The following is a 16,602-nucleotide window of genomic DNA, read 5'->3' as shown; positions in this document are numbered from 1 at the left end:
CTGCTGGACTGCTAAATTGAAAATTTAAATGATACTAAAAACCGACTTGGTGCTAATTAATTTATTTAGCCTATAATCTCGACAATTCTGTCTAAGCTTTTCACACCTATCAAGCGTAAAAATACTGGGAAAATGATTCAATTACGAAAATTTAAACAACTTGTTGCTTTTGTAATGCTTGGCTTATTAACCAGTTTGATTGTAAGTTGCAGTACAAGTAATGTCAGTACAAATACAAAACAAGTTAATTCAGGAGCAGCAACTATTGAGTTTTGGACAATGCAACTCCAACCTCAATTTACCGGCTACTTCAAAAACCTAATTGCGAATTTTGAATCGCAAAATCCAGGTATAAAGATTAGCTGGGTCGATGTACCTTGGGCGGCTATGGAGAACAAAATTTTAACAGCTGTCTCAGCAAAAACGCCACCTGATGTAGTTAACCTCAATCCAGGTTTTGCTTCCCAACTTGCAGGACGAAATGCTTGGTTAGATTTAGATGCAAAAGTCTCGAAAGATGTACGTTCCTCCTATCTGCCGAATATTTGGGAATCTTCTACGCTGAATGGCAAGAGTTTTGGGATTCCCTGGTATCTCACTACACGGTTAACCATTTATAACACTGATTTATTAAAACAGGCAGGTATCAATAAAGTCCCTGCAACCTACGGAGAATTAGCACAAGCAGCGCAACAAATTAAAGATAAGACAGGGAAATATGCCTTTTTTGTGACGTTTGTACCGCAAGATTCTGGTGAAGTACTAGAATCTTTCGTGCAAATGGGAGTTACCCTAATAGATGCTGATGGGAAAGCGGCGTTTAATTCAGCACCAGGTAAGGCAGCGTTTCAGTATTGGGTGAACTTGTATAAAAAAGGGTTACTGCCTAAAGAGGCTTTAACGCAAGGACATCGCCACGCGATCGATTTATACCAATCTGGAGAGACTGTGTTTCTAGCTTCTGGGCCAGAGTTTCTGAAAACGATCGCTAATAATGCCCCGAAAATCGCCCAAGCTACGGGAATAGCGCCTCAACTGACTGGTGACACGGGCAAGAAAAATGTCGCGGTGATGAACATAGTTATTCCCCGTGACACTAAACAACCAGATGGCGCTGTGAAGTTTGCTTTATTTGTCACCAATGACGAAAATCAGTTAGCTTTCGCTAAAGCTGCAAATGTCTTACCTTCTACAGTCAAGGCATTGTCTGATAGCTACTTTAAAGATGTGCCTGCTAATGCTTCAATAGTAGAAAAAGCGCGAGTTCTGAGTGCTAAAGAACTGCAACAGGCAGAAATATTAACCCCTAATTTGAAGGATTTCAACAAACTGCAAAAGGCAGTTTATGAGAATTTACAAGCAGCAATGTTAGGGGAGAAGACTGTCGATAAAGCCGTAGAAGATGCTGCACAGGAGTGGAATAACAGGTAATTTGTAATTATGATTTACGAATTATAATTAGTGACTGATAAAAAATCGCCTACGAGATAAAGAGAACCACATACAATGATTAAACCGTCTGTGGTAGTGGCTTCTAGTGCTGTGAATAAATCTGGATGGATTTGGCGATCGCTTAATTTGGGACAAAGGCTATAAGCTAGGTTTGCTAATTCCTGTAGATCGGCGGAAGTTCTACCCGGCCAAGATTCTACTGGTATTGGCACTAAAAAAAGGCGATCGCCTGGGCGCAGCAGGGCGCTAAAAATGTCCGCATGATCCTTATCGGCAAACATTCCCATAACCCAGTTGACGGGCTTGGGGTTAGCTGTATCTAAGCTATCGACATACTGGCGAAGAACTTGGGCTGCGGCAGTATTATGAGCGCCATCAAGTAACAATTTATGGTTGTTCCACGTAGTCCATTGCATCCGCCCCAGCCATTGAGTTTTTGCCATGCCCTTAATTATGGTTTCTTCAGAAATCTGCCAACCTTGTTGTTGGAGAATTTCTAAAGCTGCTATTGCCAAAGCTGAATTTGCTAGTTGAATTTGTCCCGCTAATGGCAAAGGATATTTAATTAATTGAGAATTTTGAAGTGTTTGATATTCTGCCCATCCTGTAGCGATTTGATGGGCGGGTTGGGGCGTAAAAATTGGGCATTGTAATTCTAAAGCACGCGATCGCACAACTTCTTCTGCATCCGGTGGCAATCCTCCAACCACAACGGGACATCCAGGTTTGAGAATACCTGCTTTTTCTCTAGCAATGTCCGCGATCGTGGGGCCAAGTTGCTGCCAATGTTCTCGGCTGATGGAAGTGATGATAGTAACCAAGGGTTCCAAAGAAACATTTGTAGCATCCAAACGCCCTCCTAGTCCGACTTCTATCACAGCCACATCCACTTGTTGCTGGGCAAAATATAACCAAGCAGCCGCCGTAATTACTTCAAACTGAGTCGGGTTCCCATACTTTTCCGAAAAGGTTTGATTCCCCTTATCCTCCCTTTTGAATTGGGAAACATAGTCCCCCTTTTCAAGAAGGGTTGGGGGGATCTCCTCGTCACCAGCCCGAATAACCGCTTGGACTTTTTCTAATAATTGGCTCAATTCCTCTGAAGAAATTGGCTGTTCATTTAAACAAATACGTTCCGTCCAATCGACTAAATGTGGTGAAGTGTAACGTCCTGTGCGATAACCAGCCTCAGTGAGTACTGAAGAAAGATAGGCACAGACTGAACCTTTGCCATTAGTACCAGCAACATGAATTACCGGAATTTGGTGATGAGGATTGCCGAGATTTGCCAATAAGTTGACAATGCGATCAAGTCCCAGATGGACACCAAACCGTTGAAGGGGTTGTATTACAGAATCAATATTCAAGGAAGGGGGAGTGGGGAGTAGGGGCAGGGGGCAGGGGGCAGGGGAGAGAATAAAAATTGCCACTTTTTCCTCTGCCTCTGTGGCTAATGCAGTATTAATTGTTGTAAAACCGACTGTCTCCGTAAATAGAAACAGTCGGTTCAAAAGGGATGATATTATGCTGAATTTAGGCTTCCCGATCCCAAAAGCCTTGAATTTGTCTTAAAGCCGCAGCACCAATATTAAACACTGCCCAGCTAGCAGCAATGGCAACTGGTGCTAAAACGATCGCTATACGGAAATCGATAGAATCCATATCTAGAACCCCTCTCTTAAGTAGAAATTAAAGTTTTGTCAACTGCTCTCATTTTTATTCTTAGCTGAAGTGGGCAATTTTTCCCAATTATGTAAAGAATGTTTAAATTATTTAGGATGCGGGATTGGGGATGGGCCATTGGGCATTGGTTATTTCTCCCTCGTCGTCCCGCACTCAGGACTCTCTACGACTTGCAAAACCCGATATCAGTACCTTTACCAGCATGAACTAAAGCTAATTTTTGGTAACGTTTAGCGTGTTCAATCAATTCTGCGGCTTCAACCTCTGTTACTTGTCGTGACACTTTGCCAGGAATACCTACAACCAGTGACAAAGGAGGTATATTTTTGGTTACAACTGCGCCAGCACCGATAATGCTACCAGCACCCACTCGTACCCCGTCTAAAATCACTGCGCCAATGCCAATCAAACTTCCACGCTCAATGTAAGCGGAATGGATCACAGCGCGATGCCCGACGGTAACATGATCTTCTAAAATTGTCGGAAAACCAGGATCGCCATGTAGAATTGCACCATCCTGAATATTTGTGCATTCGCCAATTTCAATCCGTTCTACATCTGCCCTAACTACTGCTCCATACCAAATGCTCACCCCTGCTGCTATATTTACCGAACCTATAACAACAGCATTGGCTGCGATGAAGGCAGCTTGAGAAAAATCAGGAGATGTCCAGTAAGAAGCGGTAGACACGATAGAATATGAATATGGTACTCAGGAACACTGGAAAAACTCCAACCTTTGAGGCTGGTTGCACAACCAGAATATCACAGCGTCAAGCCTCTACGGTGAGGAAAACACTCGTGAACAATGTTACTGCTGCAACGTTACTGCTGCAACTGCGTGTCTGTGCAGCAGTAAGCAATTAACCCAAAGTGGTGGAGCCGAAGTGTATAATCCAATCCACTAGTGCTGGTGAAGACGAAATTATGTTTGTACGCACTTCATGATGAATCCAGGCTTTCAGTACCCGATGTTTGGGCCGGAAATACAGTGCCCCCATTGTCGCCAGACTATTCAGGCGCTGACATTAACAGATACCTATTTGTGTCCGCGTCATGGCGCTTTTGAAGCTAATCCTAAGAATGGTGAGTTAGTTCATTTGCAATCGGGCCGTCATTGGCGGAGGTGGAATAATGAATGGTATAGACAGCATACTCATCCTGATGGTATCCGCTTTGAAATTCACGAAGCATTAGATAAGCTGTATACCCAAGGCTTTCGAGCAACAAAAGTGATTATTGCTCGACGCTATCAGGAATTGATGAGTGGCTATTTAGAACGCAGCACACCTTGGCGTTCTGGACAACCGGAAGCCACTGCTGCTCGACTATATGGCTTACCCGTGGAGTTTAGCCCCGATACCTCAGAAGATCCATGCTGGGAAGTGATTAACTTTGACTTGGAAAAAGAGCCTGGTGTCCCTGTACGCTACCCCTATTTCAGGTTGTTTGAGTAATGGTCATTTGTCATTTGTCATTTGTCATTGGTGAATAACAAAGTACAAAGTGCAAAGTTACGATCGGAGGTTTTCTCCGATCGCAACTTTTACAAAAAAGGACAACTGACAAAGGATAAAGGACAAATTATGCACCATGCTTCTATTCGGACTGCGAATATTCATCGAGCGATCGCTTTCTACCAACATTTAGGGTTTACAATTTCGGAACGCTTTACTACAGGCTATACGCTAGCTTGCTGGATGGAAGGATTGGGCGGCAGAATTGAACTGATCCAAATTCCCGAACCAAAGCCAGCCCCAGATGCCTTTGCTGACGAGCATTATGTGGGTTACTATCATCTCTCGTTCGATTTAACTGAGATTACACCAGATTTACCTAGTTGGTTGACAAATTTAAAAAAACGTGTATTGATTGCTTCTGAGAGTCAAACCGAAGAATTACAGCCGTTGAAGGTACTTTTAGAACCGACACAACAGCAAATAGGCGATCGCATTTACGAAGTAGCTTTCATCGCCGATACCGATGGCTTACCTTTGGAATTCATTCGGGTTTTAGCAAAAATCCCGTAATTTAGCTTTTTTATTACCTTTATTGCTAATATATTGTTTTTCTGTATTGTTACTTCAGTAACAGATTTTTTTGCCAGATTAAACGTGATCGTTCACAAAAATAACTATGTAACTTAATTTACAGCGATACCTGCTAAATAAATGTATGGATTTTCCAGGTTTTATAAATATCCCTTGCCGTTATTAATTTTAAGCTTATGGCTAGTAGCAGTTTTTTTATTGAGCGAGCAACCTGCTAATAGCCAACATCCAGCTATATCTAACAAAGAAAAATACCAATCAACCTTCCTAGTAAAAAGAATAATGCCCTCAACACTGACAGAAAATGTCCGTAAGATAGTGCTGGAAAATGGTTTAACTGTCCTAACAAAGGAAGTGCATACTGCGCCAGTGGTGACGGTGCAGGTGTGGTATAAGGTTGGCTCACGTAACGAAGAACCAGGCGTGAATGGCATTGCCCACCAATTGGAACACCTCATGTTTAAAGGCACGAAAAATCGTCCAATTCAATTTGGCCGTTTGTTTAGTGCTTTAGGTAGTGATTCCAATGCTTTTACCAGCTATGACCAAACTGCATATTACGGTACTGTGGAACGTAACAAGCTAAAAGCGCTTTTAGTGCTAGAAGCAGACAGAATGCAAAATTCCCAGATTGAGCCAGAACAACTGGCGAGTGAAAAGCGAGTAGTAATTTCTGAATTGCAAGGTTACGAAAACAGTCCAGAATATCGCCTCAACCGCGCCGTTATGCAGGCGGTGTTTCCTAATCATGCTTATGGTTTGCCCGTAGGTGGAACCAAAGCTGATGTCGAGAAATTTGAGGTTGAACAAGTAGAGAAATATTACCGCAACTTTTACACTCCCGATAATGCCGTCTTAGTAATTGTTGGAGATTTTCAAACTGCAAATACCCTCGAAACAATTAAAGAAGTATTTGGCAAACTACCAAAAAGGCAAGAGGGGGAACCAGGGGGAGAAGAATTAATAACCAAATGCCCAATTCCCAATTCCAAATTCTCAATTCCCATAGTCTTGCGAGAACCGGGAGCAGGGCGACTGTTACAAGTTGTGTATCCGCTACCAGATGCGAATCAACCAGATGTACCAATGCTGGATGTGATGGATTACATCTTTACAGAGGGAAGGAATTCTAGACTTTATCAGGCATTGGTGGAATCAGGTTTAGCTAGTGAAGTTACGGCATCCGTTACCAGTTTGCGAGAATCTGGCTGGTATGAGGTTTTGGTAACGGCTGGCTCTAAACAAGATTTGAAAAAAATTGATTCAGTGTTGAGTAGCGCGATCGCTAATGTAGCAGAAAAAGGTGTGACAACTGAGGAAATAGAACGAGCCAAAACCCAATTAACAGCAGATGTGATTTTGAGTAACCGTGATATTACCTCTCAAGCAATGCGTTTGGGTAATGACGAGACAACTGTTGGTGATTATCGCTACACAGACCGCTATTTGGCTGCTGTTCGTCTGGTGAAGCCGACGGATGTTGTAGCTGTGATTAATAAATATCTCACAAAAGAATCTCGGATAGTAGGCTTTTTTGAACCAACCCAAAAGCAGGTAACAGGGGTTAGTCACAAACCAGACTCAGCCCAAACTACCGAAAATTTCTCTCCTGGCGTGCCTGTGCTTCCTTGTGAGGTGGCGAAATACTTACCGCCTGTGGATTTGGTTACAGATGCGATTGCCCAAGTGTTACCACAGAAATTTAAACTTACCAACGGACTGCGGATATTACTGTTACCCGATCGTAGCACTCCCACCGTTACCCTGAGCGGCTACATTCAAGCCGGGACAGAATTCGATCCAGAGAATCAAGCGGGCTTGGCTGCTTTTGTATCAGAGAATTTACTAAATGGAACTACGAGCAAAAATGTCTTAATTATTGCTAAAGTATTGGCAGAACGAGGGGCGAGTCTCAACTTTGAAGTCCATCGTGAAGGTGTGCATATCGAAGGTGATAGTTTAGCAGGGGATTTGCCGATAATTCTGGAGATATTGGCAGATGTTGTTAAAAATAGTACCTTTCCCGCAAAAGAGTTGGAATTGCATCGCCAACAAACTTTAACTGATTTGCAACTGGAATTAGATGAGCCATCAGAAGTAGCCAGAAGAATATTTGTTCAGTCAATTTACCCGAAAAAACATCCTTTACATACCTTTCCCACAGAAGAGAGTTTACAACAGATTCAGCGCCAGGATGTGATTGATTTCAAAGCTAAACATTATCGTCCAGATACGACAGTGTTGGCGCTGGTGGGAGATTTTGATCTAGACAAAGTGCGATCGCTAATTCAAAATGAGTTTGGTAACTGGCAAGTTAGCGGCCAAGCACCCACATTAAAATATCCCCCGGTATCAATGCCGGAGAAAATAGTCAGTGTTAACCCAGTCTTACCAGGTAAAGCCCAAGCTGTAACATATATGGGTTACACAGGTATTAACCGTTACGATCCTCGGTTTCATGCAGCCTTGGTATTGAACCAGATTTTGGGAGGCGATACCTTATCTAGTAGACTGGGTGCAGAAGTGCGCGATCGCCAAGGATTGAGCTATGGAATTTATAGCTACTTCCATACTGGGAAGAATGCGGGCACATTTTTGATCGAAATGCAAACTAGTCCAGAAGATAGCAGTAAAGCGATCGCTAGTACTCGTCAAATACTACAGCAAATCCATCAACAAGGCGTAACTGCACTGGAAGTAGAAACAGCTAAACGCACCCTCATTAGCAACTACAACGTTTCCCTGGCAAACCCAGAAGAATTAACAGATAGAATTCTGATGAATGAGGTGTATGGACTAGATAAAGTAGAATTACATTCCTTTACTGACAAACTCCAGAAAGTCACCTTTGAGCAAGTTAATCAAGCCGCTCGTGAATTACTCCACCCAGATAAAATCGTAGTCGTGACTGCTGGGCCATCTGTGTTAGCAGAAAAAAGCATTAGGTAGAGATGGGCGCTGGGCATGGATAATAAAGAATAGGTAAAGCGGTTTTTACCGCTACCTATTAATTGTTCCTGCTCATCAGCATTGCCTTTTGAGGACTACCGATGAAAATTTACAACCATTTATACCAAATTGTAGTTAAATCTCTTCCTTTACCAAACACTGCTTGGCTGCAAATATTACGTCGAAAGTACGTGATATTAACGTTGCTTCTCAGCTTAAATTTTATCGCTGCTACTCCAGCAATAGCGGCGAATTTATCTGGCGATTTACTCAAGCAACCAGCCACAGAAATTACAATTAGCTTGGGTAATTTGGCTAACGAACTCAAATTTGAGCCAAATTATCTAGAATTCGAGGCTGGTAAACGCTATCAACTCAGGATTACCAATCCCAGCCAACTGAAGCACTATTTTACTGCCAAAGATTTTGCCGATGGCATCTGGACACAAAAAGTTCAAGCAGGCAAAGTAGAAATCAAAGGAGCCATTCACGAACTGGAACTCAAGCCGGGTGCTGAGGCAGAATGGGTATTTGTGCCTCTGAAATCTGGAACTTATGGCTTACGTTGTTCAATACCGGGACATACAGAAGCAGGTATGACTGGAGAAATTGCCATAAAAAATTAAAAATTCTTAGACTTAGGATTGAATAACCGTCTAATGTTTCAATTAAAGATAATTGAGCGAAATCTTATAGTGTGCAGCGAAAAATAAGTTAGAGCAATTTTGATTGAAGTCTAAAATATCAGGAGGAAGCTAATGTGTTATTATATATACATTACGCAGTTAAACTGCAAGAATCCCTATCAGGGATTAAAATAACTTAAATTATATAGGAATCCTGTTTGATTTCTGAAAAGATCCGTAGGGTGTTATCGCGGAGAGTACGGCAATAAATTCTTGATAATGGTGCGTTACGAACTTCGTTCTAACACACCCTATAATACCTAATTTTGTTCAAATATAAAATAGGAGTCCTATAGATATTATTTCTCAAGTAATCTAGAGAAAGCATTCATACTTCATCGGCAAAGCCACCAGTAATTATTAATTTCCTATGAACATTTTCAGTAACTTACTTTCTCAAACAACTCAGCCTGCAACATCAAAAAAAAAGGGACGAGGAATTGAAATTAAATCATCGCGTGAAATTGAAATCATGCGACAATCATCAGCAATTGTGGCAACTGTCCTCAAAGAAATTTCAGAGCTAGTAAAGCCAGGAATGACAACGGCTGATTTGGATGCTCACGCAGAAAAACGCATCCGCGAAATGGGTGCAACACCGAGCTTTAAAGGATATCACGGTTTTCCAGGTTCTATTTGCTCCAGCATTAATAACGAAGCAGTACATGGCATTCCTAGCCCCAAGAAAGTGATTCGCGTGGGAGATGTATTAAAAGTAGATACGGGCGCTTATTATCAAGGCTTTCATGGTGATTCTTGCATTTCAATTGCTGTTGGTGAAGTGACGGAAGAAGCTGCTAAATTAATTCGCGTCGCAGAAGAAGCTTTATTTAAGGGCATTGAACAAGTAAAGGCTGGTGTATACCTGCTTGACTTAGCTGGAGCAATTGAAGACCATGTGAAAGCTAACGGCTTTAGTATAGTCGAAGAATTCACCGGACACGGTGTCGGTCGTAACCTGCACGAAGAACCTTCAGTATTTAACTACCGTACCCGCGAGATGCCAAATGTTAAACTCCGTGCGGGGATGACGCTGGCAATTGAGCCAATTTTAAATGCGGGTTCTAGACACACCCGCACATTATCTGACCGTTGGACAGCAGTCACCGTGGATAATTCTTTGTCGGCTCAGTTTGAGCATACAGTTTTGGTCACAGATACTGGTTATGAGATTTTGACTGACCGTTCTAAAGTGTAATTGTTAGTTGTAATTATCTATTTTTAAGAGAGGTAAAACGTCAAAAAAAGGCGATTTACCTCTTTATTTTTTTAATGCAAGGTTAGTGGAAGTTTTCATAGAGAAACGAAGAGAATATTAAACAGTTCTAGAACTTACGCATTGAAAAACCAAAAGTGAATACAGAGAATGTGGGAAAATACTAGAGTCGCTTACCTTTGCGATCGCCCAAACGGAAAAATGGATAAAGTCGAGCTTAAAAAGATGTTTCCAAATAGAAAATATAGTTTCATTTCTGAGCGTAGTGAGGTAATGTCTATATCTACGCCAATTCATACCTGCCCAAAAAATAAATTTCAGGGTAAATAGGTAGAAAAAGCTTAGAAAGTTTATTGATAACTTTAAATAAATCCTGTAAGACTATAACTAATTCATGATTCCTTTATAAATATTATTTATATACAAATAAATGAAAAATATTGCATATTGAAAAGCTTGATATTGTTAGGAATCAAGGCTATATACCCGATTAAGTTCCAGATATTTACTTACTAAGCTTAAATCAGAAAAATGAACCAAATAAATACCTAATAAAGAGCAAAAAAATTTAATATTGGTTGCTATCTTTGAAAATGTTGAGTGTCAAGTCTGTGCAGAGACATTCTTTTGGATTAATCTAATTAATAGGTAGAGCCAAGAGATAATATTTTTTCTAGCTCAACATATAACAAGTAAATTCTCGTATTTCTTTATTTGGGAGAAGAACCATGTCTATTAATAAAATTGAAAGCCTGACAATTGAAAACCAATAAGAATTGTTTGAAGTCTTGTCAGATGAATGCTGCGAACAATTAACAGGAGGTAAAAGTTGGTGGAAGAAAGTTACAAAAGCAGTTTCATACGCCACAATAAAAACTTTGAATAATTCAACCAACGCAGTGACTCAGGCCGGAGGCATGACAGCACTTGGACTCTACACAGCAGGTGAGCTAGCTTTAGAAGTAACTGGAATGGTGGGAGAGGGACAATTAGACGGAAATTAGACTAACAAAACTTAAACAACTTATCTACCTGATTTCTCAACTCTAACCAAGAAATGCAGTTACTCAAGCTCTGCCTCCTTCAAACAATTAAAGGCAGAGCTTTTTGCTTACTACACTTCAACTGCAACTGCAAATTTTATAACTTCTCAAACTTGTCTTCTTCTACTTAACTATGACTAATGTTGATATATCTTTCGTCTCAAATTCTCATTCATTCCCCAAGGGAGAAAAAGCAATACCTCAGCCAGAAGAAATTAATCTTAACTCTCTAGCTGTTGCTACTCCAGAAGATTTTTTACCTCCAATCGGTAAATGGACAACTATTGGCGGTTTAATACTTATAGCTACCTTTGTTGCGGGCGTTACTCTTGCAAGTATCCTCAAATATAAAACTACAGTTAAAGTAGCTGCTACCATTCGTCCAGCTGGAGAACTCCGCCTAGTACAAGCTGCGACGGAAGGGATAGTAAAAGATATTTTAGTAAAAGGAAATCAGGAAGTTAAACAAGGAGATACCATCGCTATACTTGATGGCTCTCGCCTACAAACGAAAAAAAGTCAACTTCTTGGGAATATTCAACAATCTACAGTTCAATCAACTCAAATAACGGCTCAAATTTCTGCTTTAGATAGACAGATTCAAGCAGAAAGCGAACAAACAAATCGTGGCACATCTGCTGCTCAGGCTGAACTGCAACGCACTCAAACGGAATATCACAATAGTCAAGTTAGCAGCACCACAGAAGTAGAAGAATCAGTCGCTAACTTAAAATTAGTTCAAGGTGATTTAGAAACAGCCAAAGCAGAATTAAAGTCGGCTCAAGCGAATTCACTTGCAAGCCAAGCTTCATTCAAAGCAGCGATCGTCAAAAGCGATCGCTATAAACCGATAGTCAAATCTGGTGCGCTTTCTCAAGACGCATACGAAGAAGTAACTCTGGCAGCTCAACAACAACAACAAGCACTTTTATCTCAATTAGCAATAGTCGAAGCTCACAAGCAAACTGTCGAAAAGCAACAAAGAGCTGTTGAAGCAGCGCAAGCAAGGCTAAAAAAAGCCAAAACCACCCTTAACTCTACAGCAGGAGTGGCGATCGCTCGTGAAAGAATCGCTCAAGAAAAAGCTAGAGGAGAAGCAACTTTATCTAGACTCCAGCAAGAAAGAGAACAGCTAATTCAACGACGAACAGAATTAGAAAACCAATTAAATAGCTACCAAAAAGAACTCAAACAAATAGAAATTGAACTCCAAAATCTCATAATTCGTGCTTCTGCCTCTGGCACAATAGCACAACTGAATCTACGAAATGCCTCCCAAGTCATTGCTTCTGGACAGATGATTGCCCAAATTGCTCCTAGTGAAGCACCATTGGAAATCAAAGCCGATATTCCTGCTGAGGAAATCAGTAAAATTCGGCTGGGACAAAAAGTATATATGCGCGTATCTGCTTGTCCCTATCCTGATTATGGTTCTTTACAAGGGACAGTGAGCAGTATTTCTCCAGATGCAATAGAACCTCAATCTAATTTCAATTCTTCTAACTCTTCTTTCGGGATGGGGGGAATTTCACAAGCAGGTAGTTACAAGGTAAATATAAAACCAGAAAACTATGTATTGAAGATTGCAGGAAAAGAATGTGCTATCCAACTAGGAATGGAAGGAAGCGCTGATATTATCTCTAAAGAAGAAACTGTATTGCAATTTATTTTGAGAAAAGCAAGATTAGTAGCTAATGTATAATAAGTATAAGGAAAAAATAAATAGTAATTATTAATAACTCCTATAAAATAAAAATTACTTAAGAATATTATGGAGTTAAAAATTTCAAATGCTGACCAGGTAGCTGACGTAATTCATTGGGAGTACCAGTCAGCTTCAACTCTCCTGTTTCTAACAGAACAATGAAATCAGCCCGCTCAATCACTCTAGGGCGGTGACTAATCATAATAGTTGTTTGACCTTGACGAGCCGCTAATAAATTATCTAAAACTTTAGTTTCTAATGCTGGGTCTAAAGCGCCTGTAGATTCATCTAAGATTAATACTGGTGGATTAGTAACAATTGCCCTGGCTATTGCTAATCTTTGCTTCTGTCCTCCAGAAAGATTTGCACCAAATTCTCCTAATATAGTTTGATATTTATCAGGTAAATTGCTAATAAATTCGTCTGCACCAGCTATTTGACAAGCTCTAACGATTTGTTCAAAATCAACTGAAGGATAGGCAAAATGGAAATTCTCAATAATTGAACGACTCCAAAAGTACGGTTCTTGAGGAATCAATATTATTTGTTGACGGCGGCATTCTAAAGATATGTCTTGCTGATTATAAATTCTATAACGAATATTACCAGATTGCAAGTCATATAATCCCGCAATTAACTTGACTAAAGTGCTTTTTCCACATCCTGATTGTCCGATTAAGGCTGTTACTTTCCCTCCAGGAATAGTGAGAGAGAAATCTTTTAATAAATTAACTCTACCTTGATGATGAAAGTTTAGGTTAGTACAAACAATATCTGTATCAGCAGTAATTTTTGCCCAAGGTTTTTTACGCTCTTTCTCATCCTCTGCTGTAGCATCTAGGACTTCTGTTAGGCGTTGAATTACTACTTGAGCAGTAATAAATTCATTAACTAAGCCTACCACCGAACTTAAAAACCCTAAGAAATTTCCACTCATGCCGTTAAAAGCAAGTAATTGACCTATACTTAGAGTGCGATTAATGACAAAATAACTGCCTAACCAAAGTAAACCAATATTTGTCAAACTATTGAATAGAGTTGTAACGGTAGTACTGTAAAACCCTAGCTTCATCGTACTCCACTTTAAATTAGCGAGGCGACCGTAATTAGCTTGATACTCTTCCCAAGCTTGAGGAGTACCTTGGGTTGTCTTAAGTATTTGAATACCGCGAAAAGTTTCTACAAGAAAACCTTGAATTTCTGTATTTAAAATAATAGAATCACGGGTTTTTTGTCGTAAAGCAGGTAAAAATAGCCAATTAATACCCATAACTATCATAAAGACAAATAAGGAAGCTAAAGAAAGCTGCCAACTATAAAAAATCATGATTCCCAAAGAAACAACAGCGATAAAAAATCGACTGGGTAAACCCAAAACAATTTGAGAAACTAGATTATGAACCCTTTCTATATCATCAATGCGGCTGACAACTTCCCCACTGCGACGGGCTTCAAAATAAGATAAAGGTAAGCGGAGGAGTTTATACCCGTAATCTAAAATTAATCCCAATTCTAGCCTTTGAGCATATTGTCCTACCAAGTGAGATTGAACAATACCAATAGCAGCTTGAAAAATATTTAAAGTAATAACTGCAATGGCTACGGTAGTTAATAGTTGGATATCTCCCCTCACCAAAACATCATCTGTGAGAAGTTGCATCATTAAAGGATAAGCTAGAGAAAGAAGTCCAACTATAATATTGATTGCGATCGCTTCCGCAAGGATTTTGCTATAGGGTAAAACTCTTTTGAGGAAACGTCCAAAGCCACCTATTTTATCCGACTCCTGTTGATAAAAACGAGTTTCATCTGGAGTTAATAACAGCATGACACCATTTGCCCATCCCTCTAATAACTCTTGACGGTTGAGCTTGCGAATACCTACTGCTGGATCGGCAATAATATATTTCTGATCCTTTTGTGCGTACAATACAACCCAGTGATACCCTTTCCAGTGAATGATAGCAGGGAGAGAAATTCTATCCAAGCGTTCTATTAACTCAGGAGTTGCTCTCACTGGACGCGCATTAAAACCTAAGTTTTCTGCCCCTCTTCTTAAACTAAGCAAAGTAGTACCTTGCTTACCTGTACCTACTAATTCCCGCATTTTGTTAATACCGAAAGTTTTACCATAGTATTGTGCTATGGTTGCAAGGCAAGCAGCACCACAATCTTCCTCGCTGTGTTGTAAAACCGCTTTCATAACAGATAAATACCCAATTTTTTACTTTATGTTTCCCAATTTGATTCGGAAATTAACAAAACTATCTGATTTGTAGAAATTCATTATGTCTAGATCCTCGACTTCTTTAAAAAGTTGGGGATCTCATTTATGAATACTATATTTTACTGATAGCTGCATAATTATTTTTATAAATAGTAAGCATTTCTTTAGCTTGTGTAGAGATAAATGTCGTCTCTGGAATCGCTTCTAATAAATCGATTGCTTGCGCCCATTTATCTTGTGTCTGCTGTCGATTTAGTGGCGAATTAAGTGAATTTTGGACAAATAAATTAGCTTCTATTGCTAGTTTTTGGGCTGATTCTAAGTTTGCCAAAGCTTTTTTTTCAACCAATATTTTTTGACTGATAGATTTATAGTTAATCTGATAGTAAGCTAATTTTTCCTTTGCCTTAGCATAAACTGATGTTTCATTAGGAATACTATCTAATAAGATTATTGCCTGATGCCATTTGTTTTGTGCTTGTTGCCAAACTTTTAGAGGATGTGGTGGATTCTGAACCAAGTAAGCAGCTTCCATACCAAGTTTTTTAGCAGATTTAAACTTAGCGATCGCACTCCCTTCTTGAGTTAAACTTAGACTCATCTGCTGCCATTGGAGACTTTGCTCTTTAACTTTCCAACCACCAAAACCCAAGATTAATAAACTTGAGACTAAGAGCAAAGCTGAATATATTATTTTTGGTGTCGAAAATTTTGGTACTATTTCTATATGCTGGCTATTAATTACCTTTTTATTACTTTGTTGTTCAATCTTTTTTAGCGCTTGCTCTGCCTTTTTCTTTAAAGTGTCACCCTGAATAATTAAAGCAGCAATTTGTTCTTGGAAATAATCGCAATCATTAAGAATATCAGTCAATTCTTTAAATTTACTATCAGTCGATATAATTAATTCGTGGTCATCATCTAACCACTCTAAGGTAAAACCAGATTTACCACAAAAAGCAGATACTCCTAATAAAATATTTAATAAATCTCGACTATTTTTAATAGTATTAAAAACATAAGCTAATTTATGTTGCAACTCTAATAATTCATCTTTGGAATTGTTGATTTTGTTAATTTGACGCTCTAAAAGCTGAGAGTTATCAAAAAATAAGTTAAATTTTAAGTTTTCAGCAATAATCTCTAATTGGGCGCGGATGCTTAGATGATTAATATCGGAATTGAGTTGATTTACCAACTGAATATCACTGAGAATATCAGCAGCTATTGCTTGCAAAAAATAACCCCATTCAATCCAAGAATCGATTTTTGATTGTAAATCAGTTAATGAGACTTGAGTTTTTGAGTTGCCAAACTTCTCTGCGATCCCTGGATCTACTAATCCAATGTTAGGCAAAATAACTATTTGAGGAAGTGTGGCGATCGCAGATTTTTTGACGTTCTCTAATTTCAATTCCTGAGTAATTAATTTGTTAATAGTTCGTAGTTTTTCCTGAGCATCATTGATCGGGATAATTTGCTCCATGATTTCATTAGAATCGCCAATAGTCAGTTTTAAACTCTGAACTAGTGTTGGCAATTCACTAATAAGTATTTCTCGGTTAGCCATAAATACCTCTTAGGGATTTG

General features: G+C 39.5%; 14 protein-coding genes. 9 read left to right on the top strand and 5 right to left on the bottom strand.

The window, feature by feature from the left end; translation table 11 throughout:
- Nucleotides 1-132: 132 nt before the first annotated feature.
- Nucleotides 133-1,431: an ABC transporter substrate-binding protein gene (locus V7K55_RS10280; protein WP_334830807.1), complete on the top strand. Its 1,299-nt coding sequence runs from the start codon at nt 133-135 to the stop codon at nt 1,429-1,431.
- A gap of 14 nt (nt 1,432-1,445) precedes the next feature.
- On the opposite strand, the gene V7K55_RS10275 is transcribed toward V7K55_RS10280, so the two are convergent.
- The 3 genes from V7K55_RS10275 to V7K55_RS10265 form a co-directional block, all read right to left on the bottom strand.
- A complete protein-coding gene (locus V7K55_RS10275; protein ID WP_334830908.1) occupies nt 1,446-2,819 on the bottom strand; it encodes a bifunctional folylpolyglutamate synthase/dihydrofolate synthase in 1,374 nt (457 codons plus the stop codon).
- 166 nt (nt 2,820-2,985) lie between these two features.
- Entirely contained in the window at nt 2,986-3,114 is a 129-nt protein-coding gene (locus V7K55_RS10270; RefSeq protein WP_334830805.1) for a photosystem II protein Y, read from the bottom strand.
- Nucleotides 3,115-3,298: 184 nt separating this feature from the next.
- Nucleotides 3,299-3,826, bottom strand: a complete 528-nt coding sequence (locus V7K55_RS10265; protein ID WP_334830803.1) for a gamma carbonic anhydrase family protein — start codon at nt 3,824-3,826, stop codon at nt 3,299-3,301.
- Between the two features lie 14 nt (nt 3,827-3,840).
- Between V7K55_RS10265 and V7K55_RS10260 the strand changes: the two genes are divergently transcribed.
- The 8 genes from V7K55_RS10260 (at nt 3,841) to V7K55_RS10225 (ending at nt 12,782) form a co-directional block, all read left to right on the top strand.
- A complete protein-coding gene (locus V7K55_RS10260) occupies nt 3,841-4,002 on the top strand; it encodes a hypothetical protein (protein ID WP_334830797.1) in 162 nt (53 codons plus the stop codon).
- A 77-nt stretch (nt 4,003-4,079) separates the two neighbouring features.
- Nucleotides 4,080-4,592, top strand: coding sequence for a TIGR02652 family protein (locus V7K55_RS10255; RefSeq protein WP_094346058.1), 513 nt, complete (start codon nt 4,080-4,082; stop codon nt 4,590-4,592).
- Between the two features lie 129 nt (nt 4,593-4,721).
- Nucleotides 4,722-5,165 (top strand): VOC family protein, encoded by a 444-nt coding sequence (locus V7K55_RS10250; protein WP_334830906.1) that lies wholly within the window; start codon nt 4,722-4,724, stop codon nt 5,163-5,165.
- Between the two features lie 141 nt (nt 5,166-5,306).
- Nucleotides 5,307-8,135 carry a M16 family metallopeptidase gene (locus V7K55_RS10245; RefSeq protein WP_334830795.1) on the top strand — a complete coding sequence of 943 codons (2,829 nt, stop codon included), beginning with the start codon at nt 5,307-5,309 and terminating at the stop codon, nt 8,133-8,135.
- Between the two features lie 101 nt (nt 8,136-8,236).
- Nucleotides 8,237-8,761: a plastocyanin/azurin family copper-binding protein gene (locus V7K55_RS10240; protein WP_334830793.1), complete on the top strand. Its 525-nt coding sequence runs from the start codon at nt 8,237-8,239 to the stop codon at nt 8,759-8,761.
- 430 nt (nt 8,762-9,191) lie between these two features.
- Nucleotides 9,192-10,019, top strand: coding sequence for a type I methionyl aminopeptidase (gene map / locus V7K55_RS10235; RefSeq protein ID WP_094333161.1), 828 nt, complete (start codon nt 9,192-9,194; stop codon nt 10,017-10,019).
- 794 nt (nt 10,020-10,813) lie between these two features.
- Nucleotides 10,814-11,041, top strand: coding sequence for a hypothetical protein (locus V7K55_RS10230; RefSeq protein ID WP_334830791.1), 228 nt, complete (start codon nt 10,814-10,816; stop codon nt 11,039-11,041).
- A gap of 172 nt (nt 11,042-11,213) precedes the next feature.
- On the top strand, nt 11,214-12,782 hold the full coding sequence (locus V7K55_RS10225) for an HlyD family efflux transporter periplasmic adaptor subunit (protein ID WP_334830789.1): 1,569 nt from the start codon (nt 11,214-11,216) through the stop codon (nt 12,780-12,782).
- Nucleotides 12,783-12,849: 67 nt separating this feature from the next.
- On the opposite strand, the gene V7K55_RS10220 is transcribed toward V7K55_RS10225, so the two are convergent.
- Nucleotides 12,850-14,988 (bottom strand): peptidase domain-containing ABC transporter, encoded by a 2,139-nt coding sequence (locus tag V7K55_RS10220; protein WP_334830787.1) that lies wholly within the window; start codon nt 14,986-14,988, stop codon nt 12,850-12,852.
- 136 nt (nt 14,989-15,124) lie between these two features.
- Nucleotides 15,125-16,582: a hypothetical protein gene (locus V7K55_RS10215; RefSeq protein ID WP_334830785.1), complete on the bottom strand. Its 1,458-nt coding sequence runs from the start codon at nt 16,580-16,582 to the stop codon at nt 15,125-15,127.
- Nucleotides 16,583-16,602: the final 20 nt, after the last annotated feature.

Origin of the sequence: Nostoc sp., assembly GCF_036919895.1 — a bacterium.
Taxonomy (GTDB): Bacteria; Cyanobacteriota; Cyanobacteriia; order Cyanobacteriales; family Nostocaceae; genus Nostoc.
Note: the sequence above shows the minus strand (reverse complement) of the source record. Positions and strands in the feature narration are given on the sequence as shown.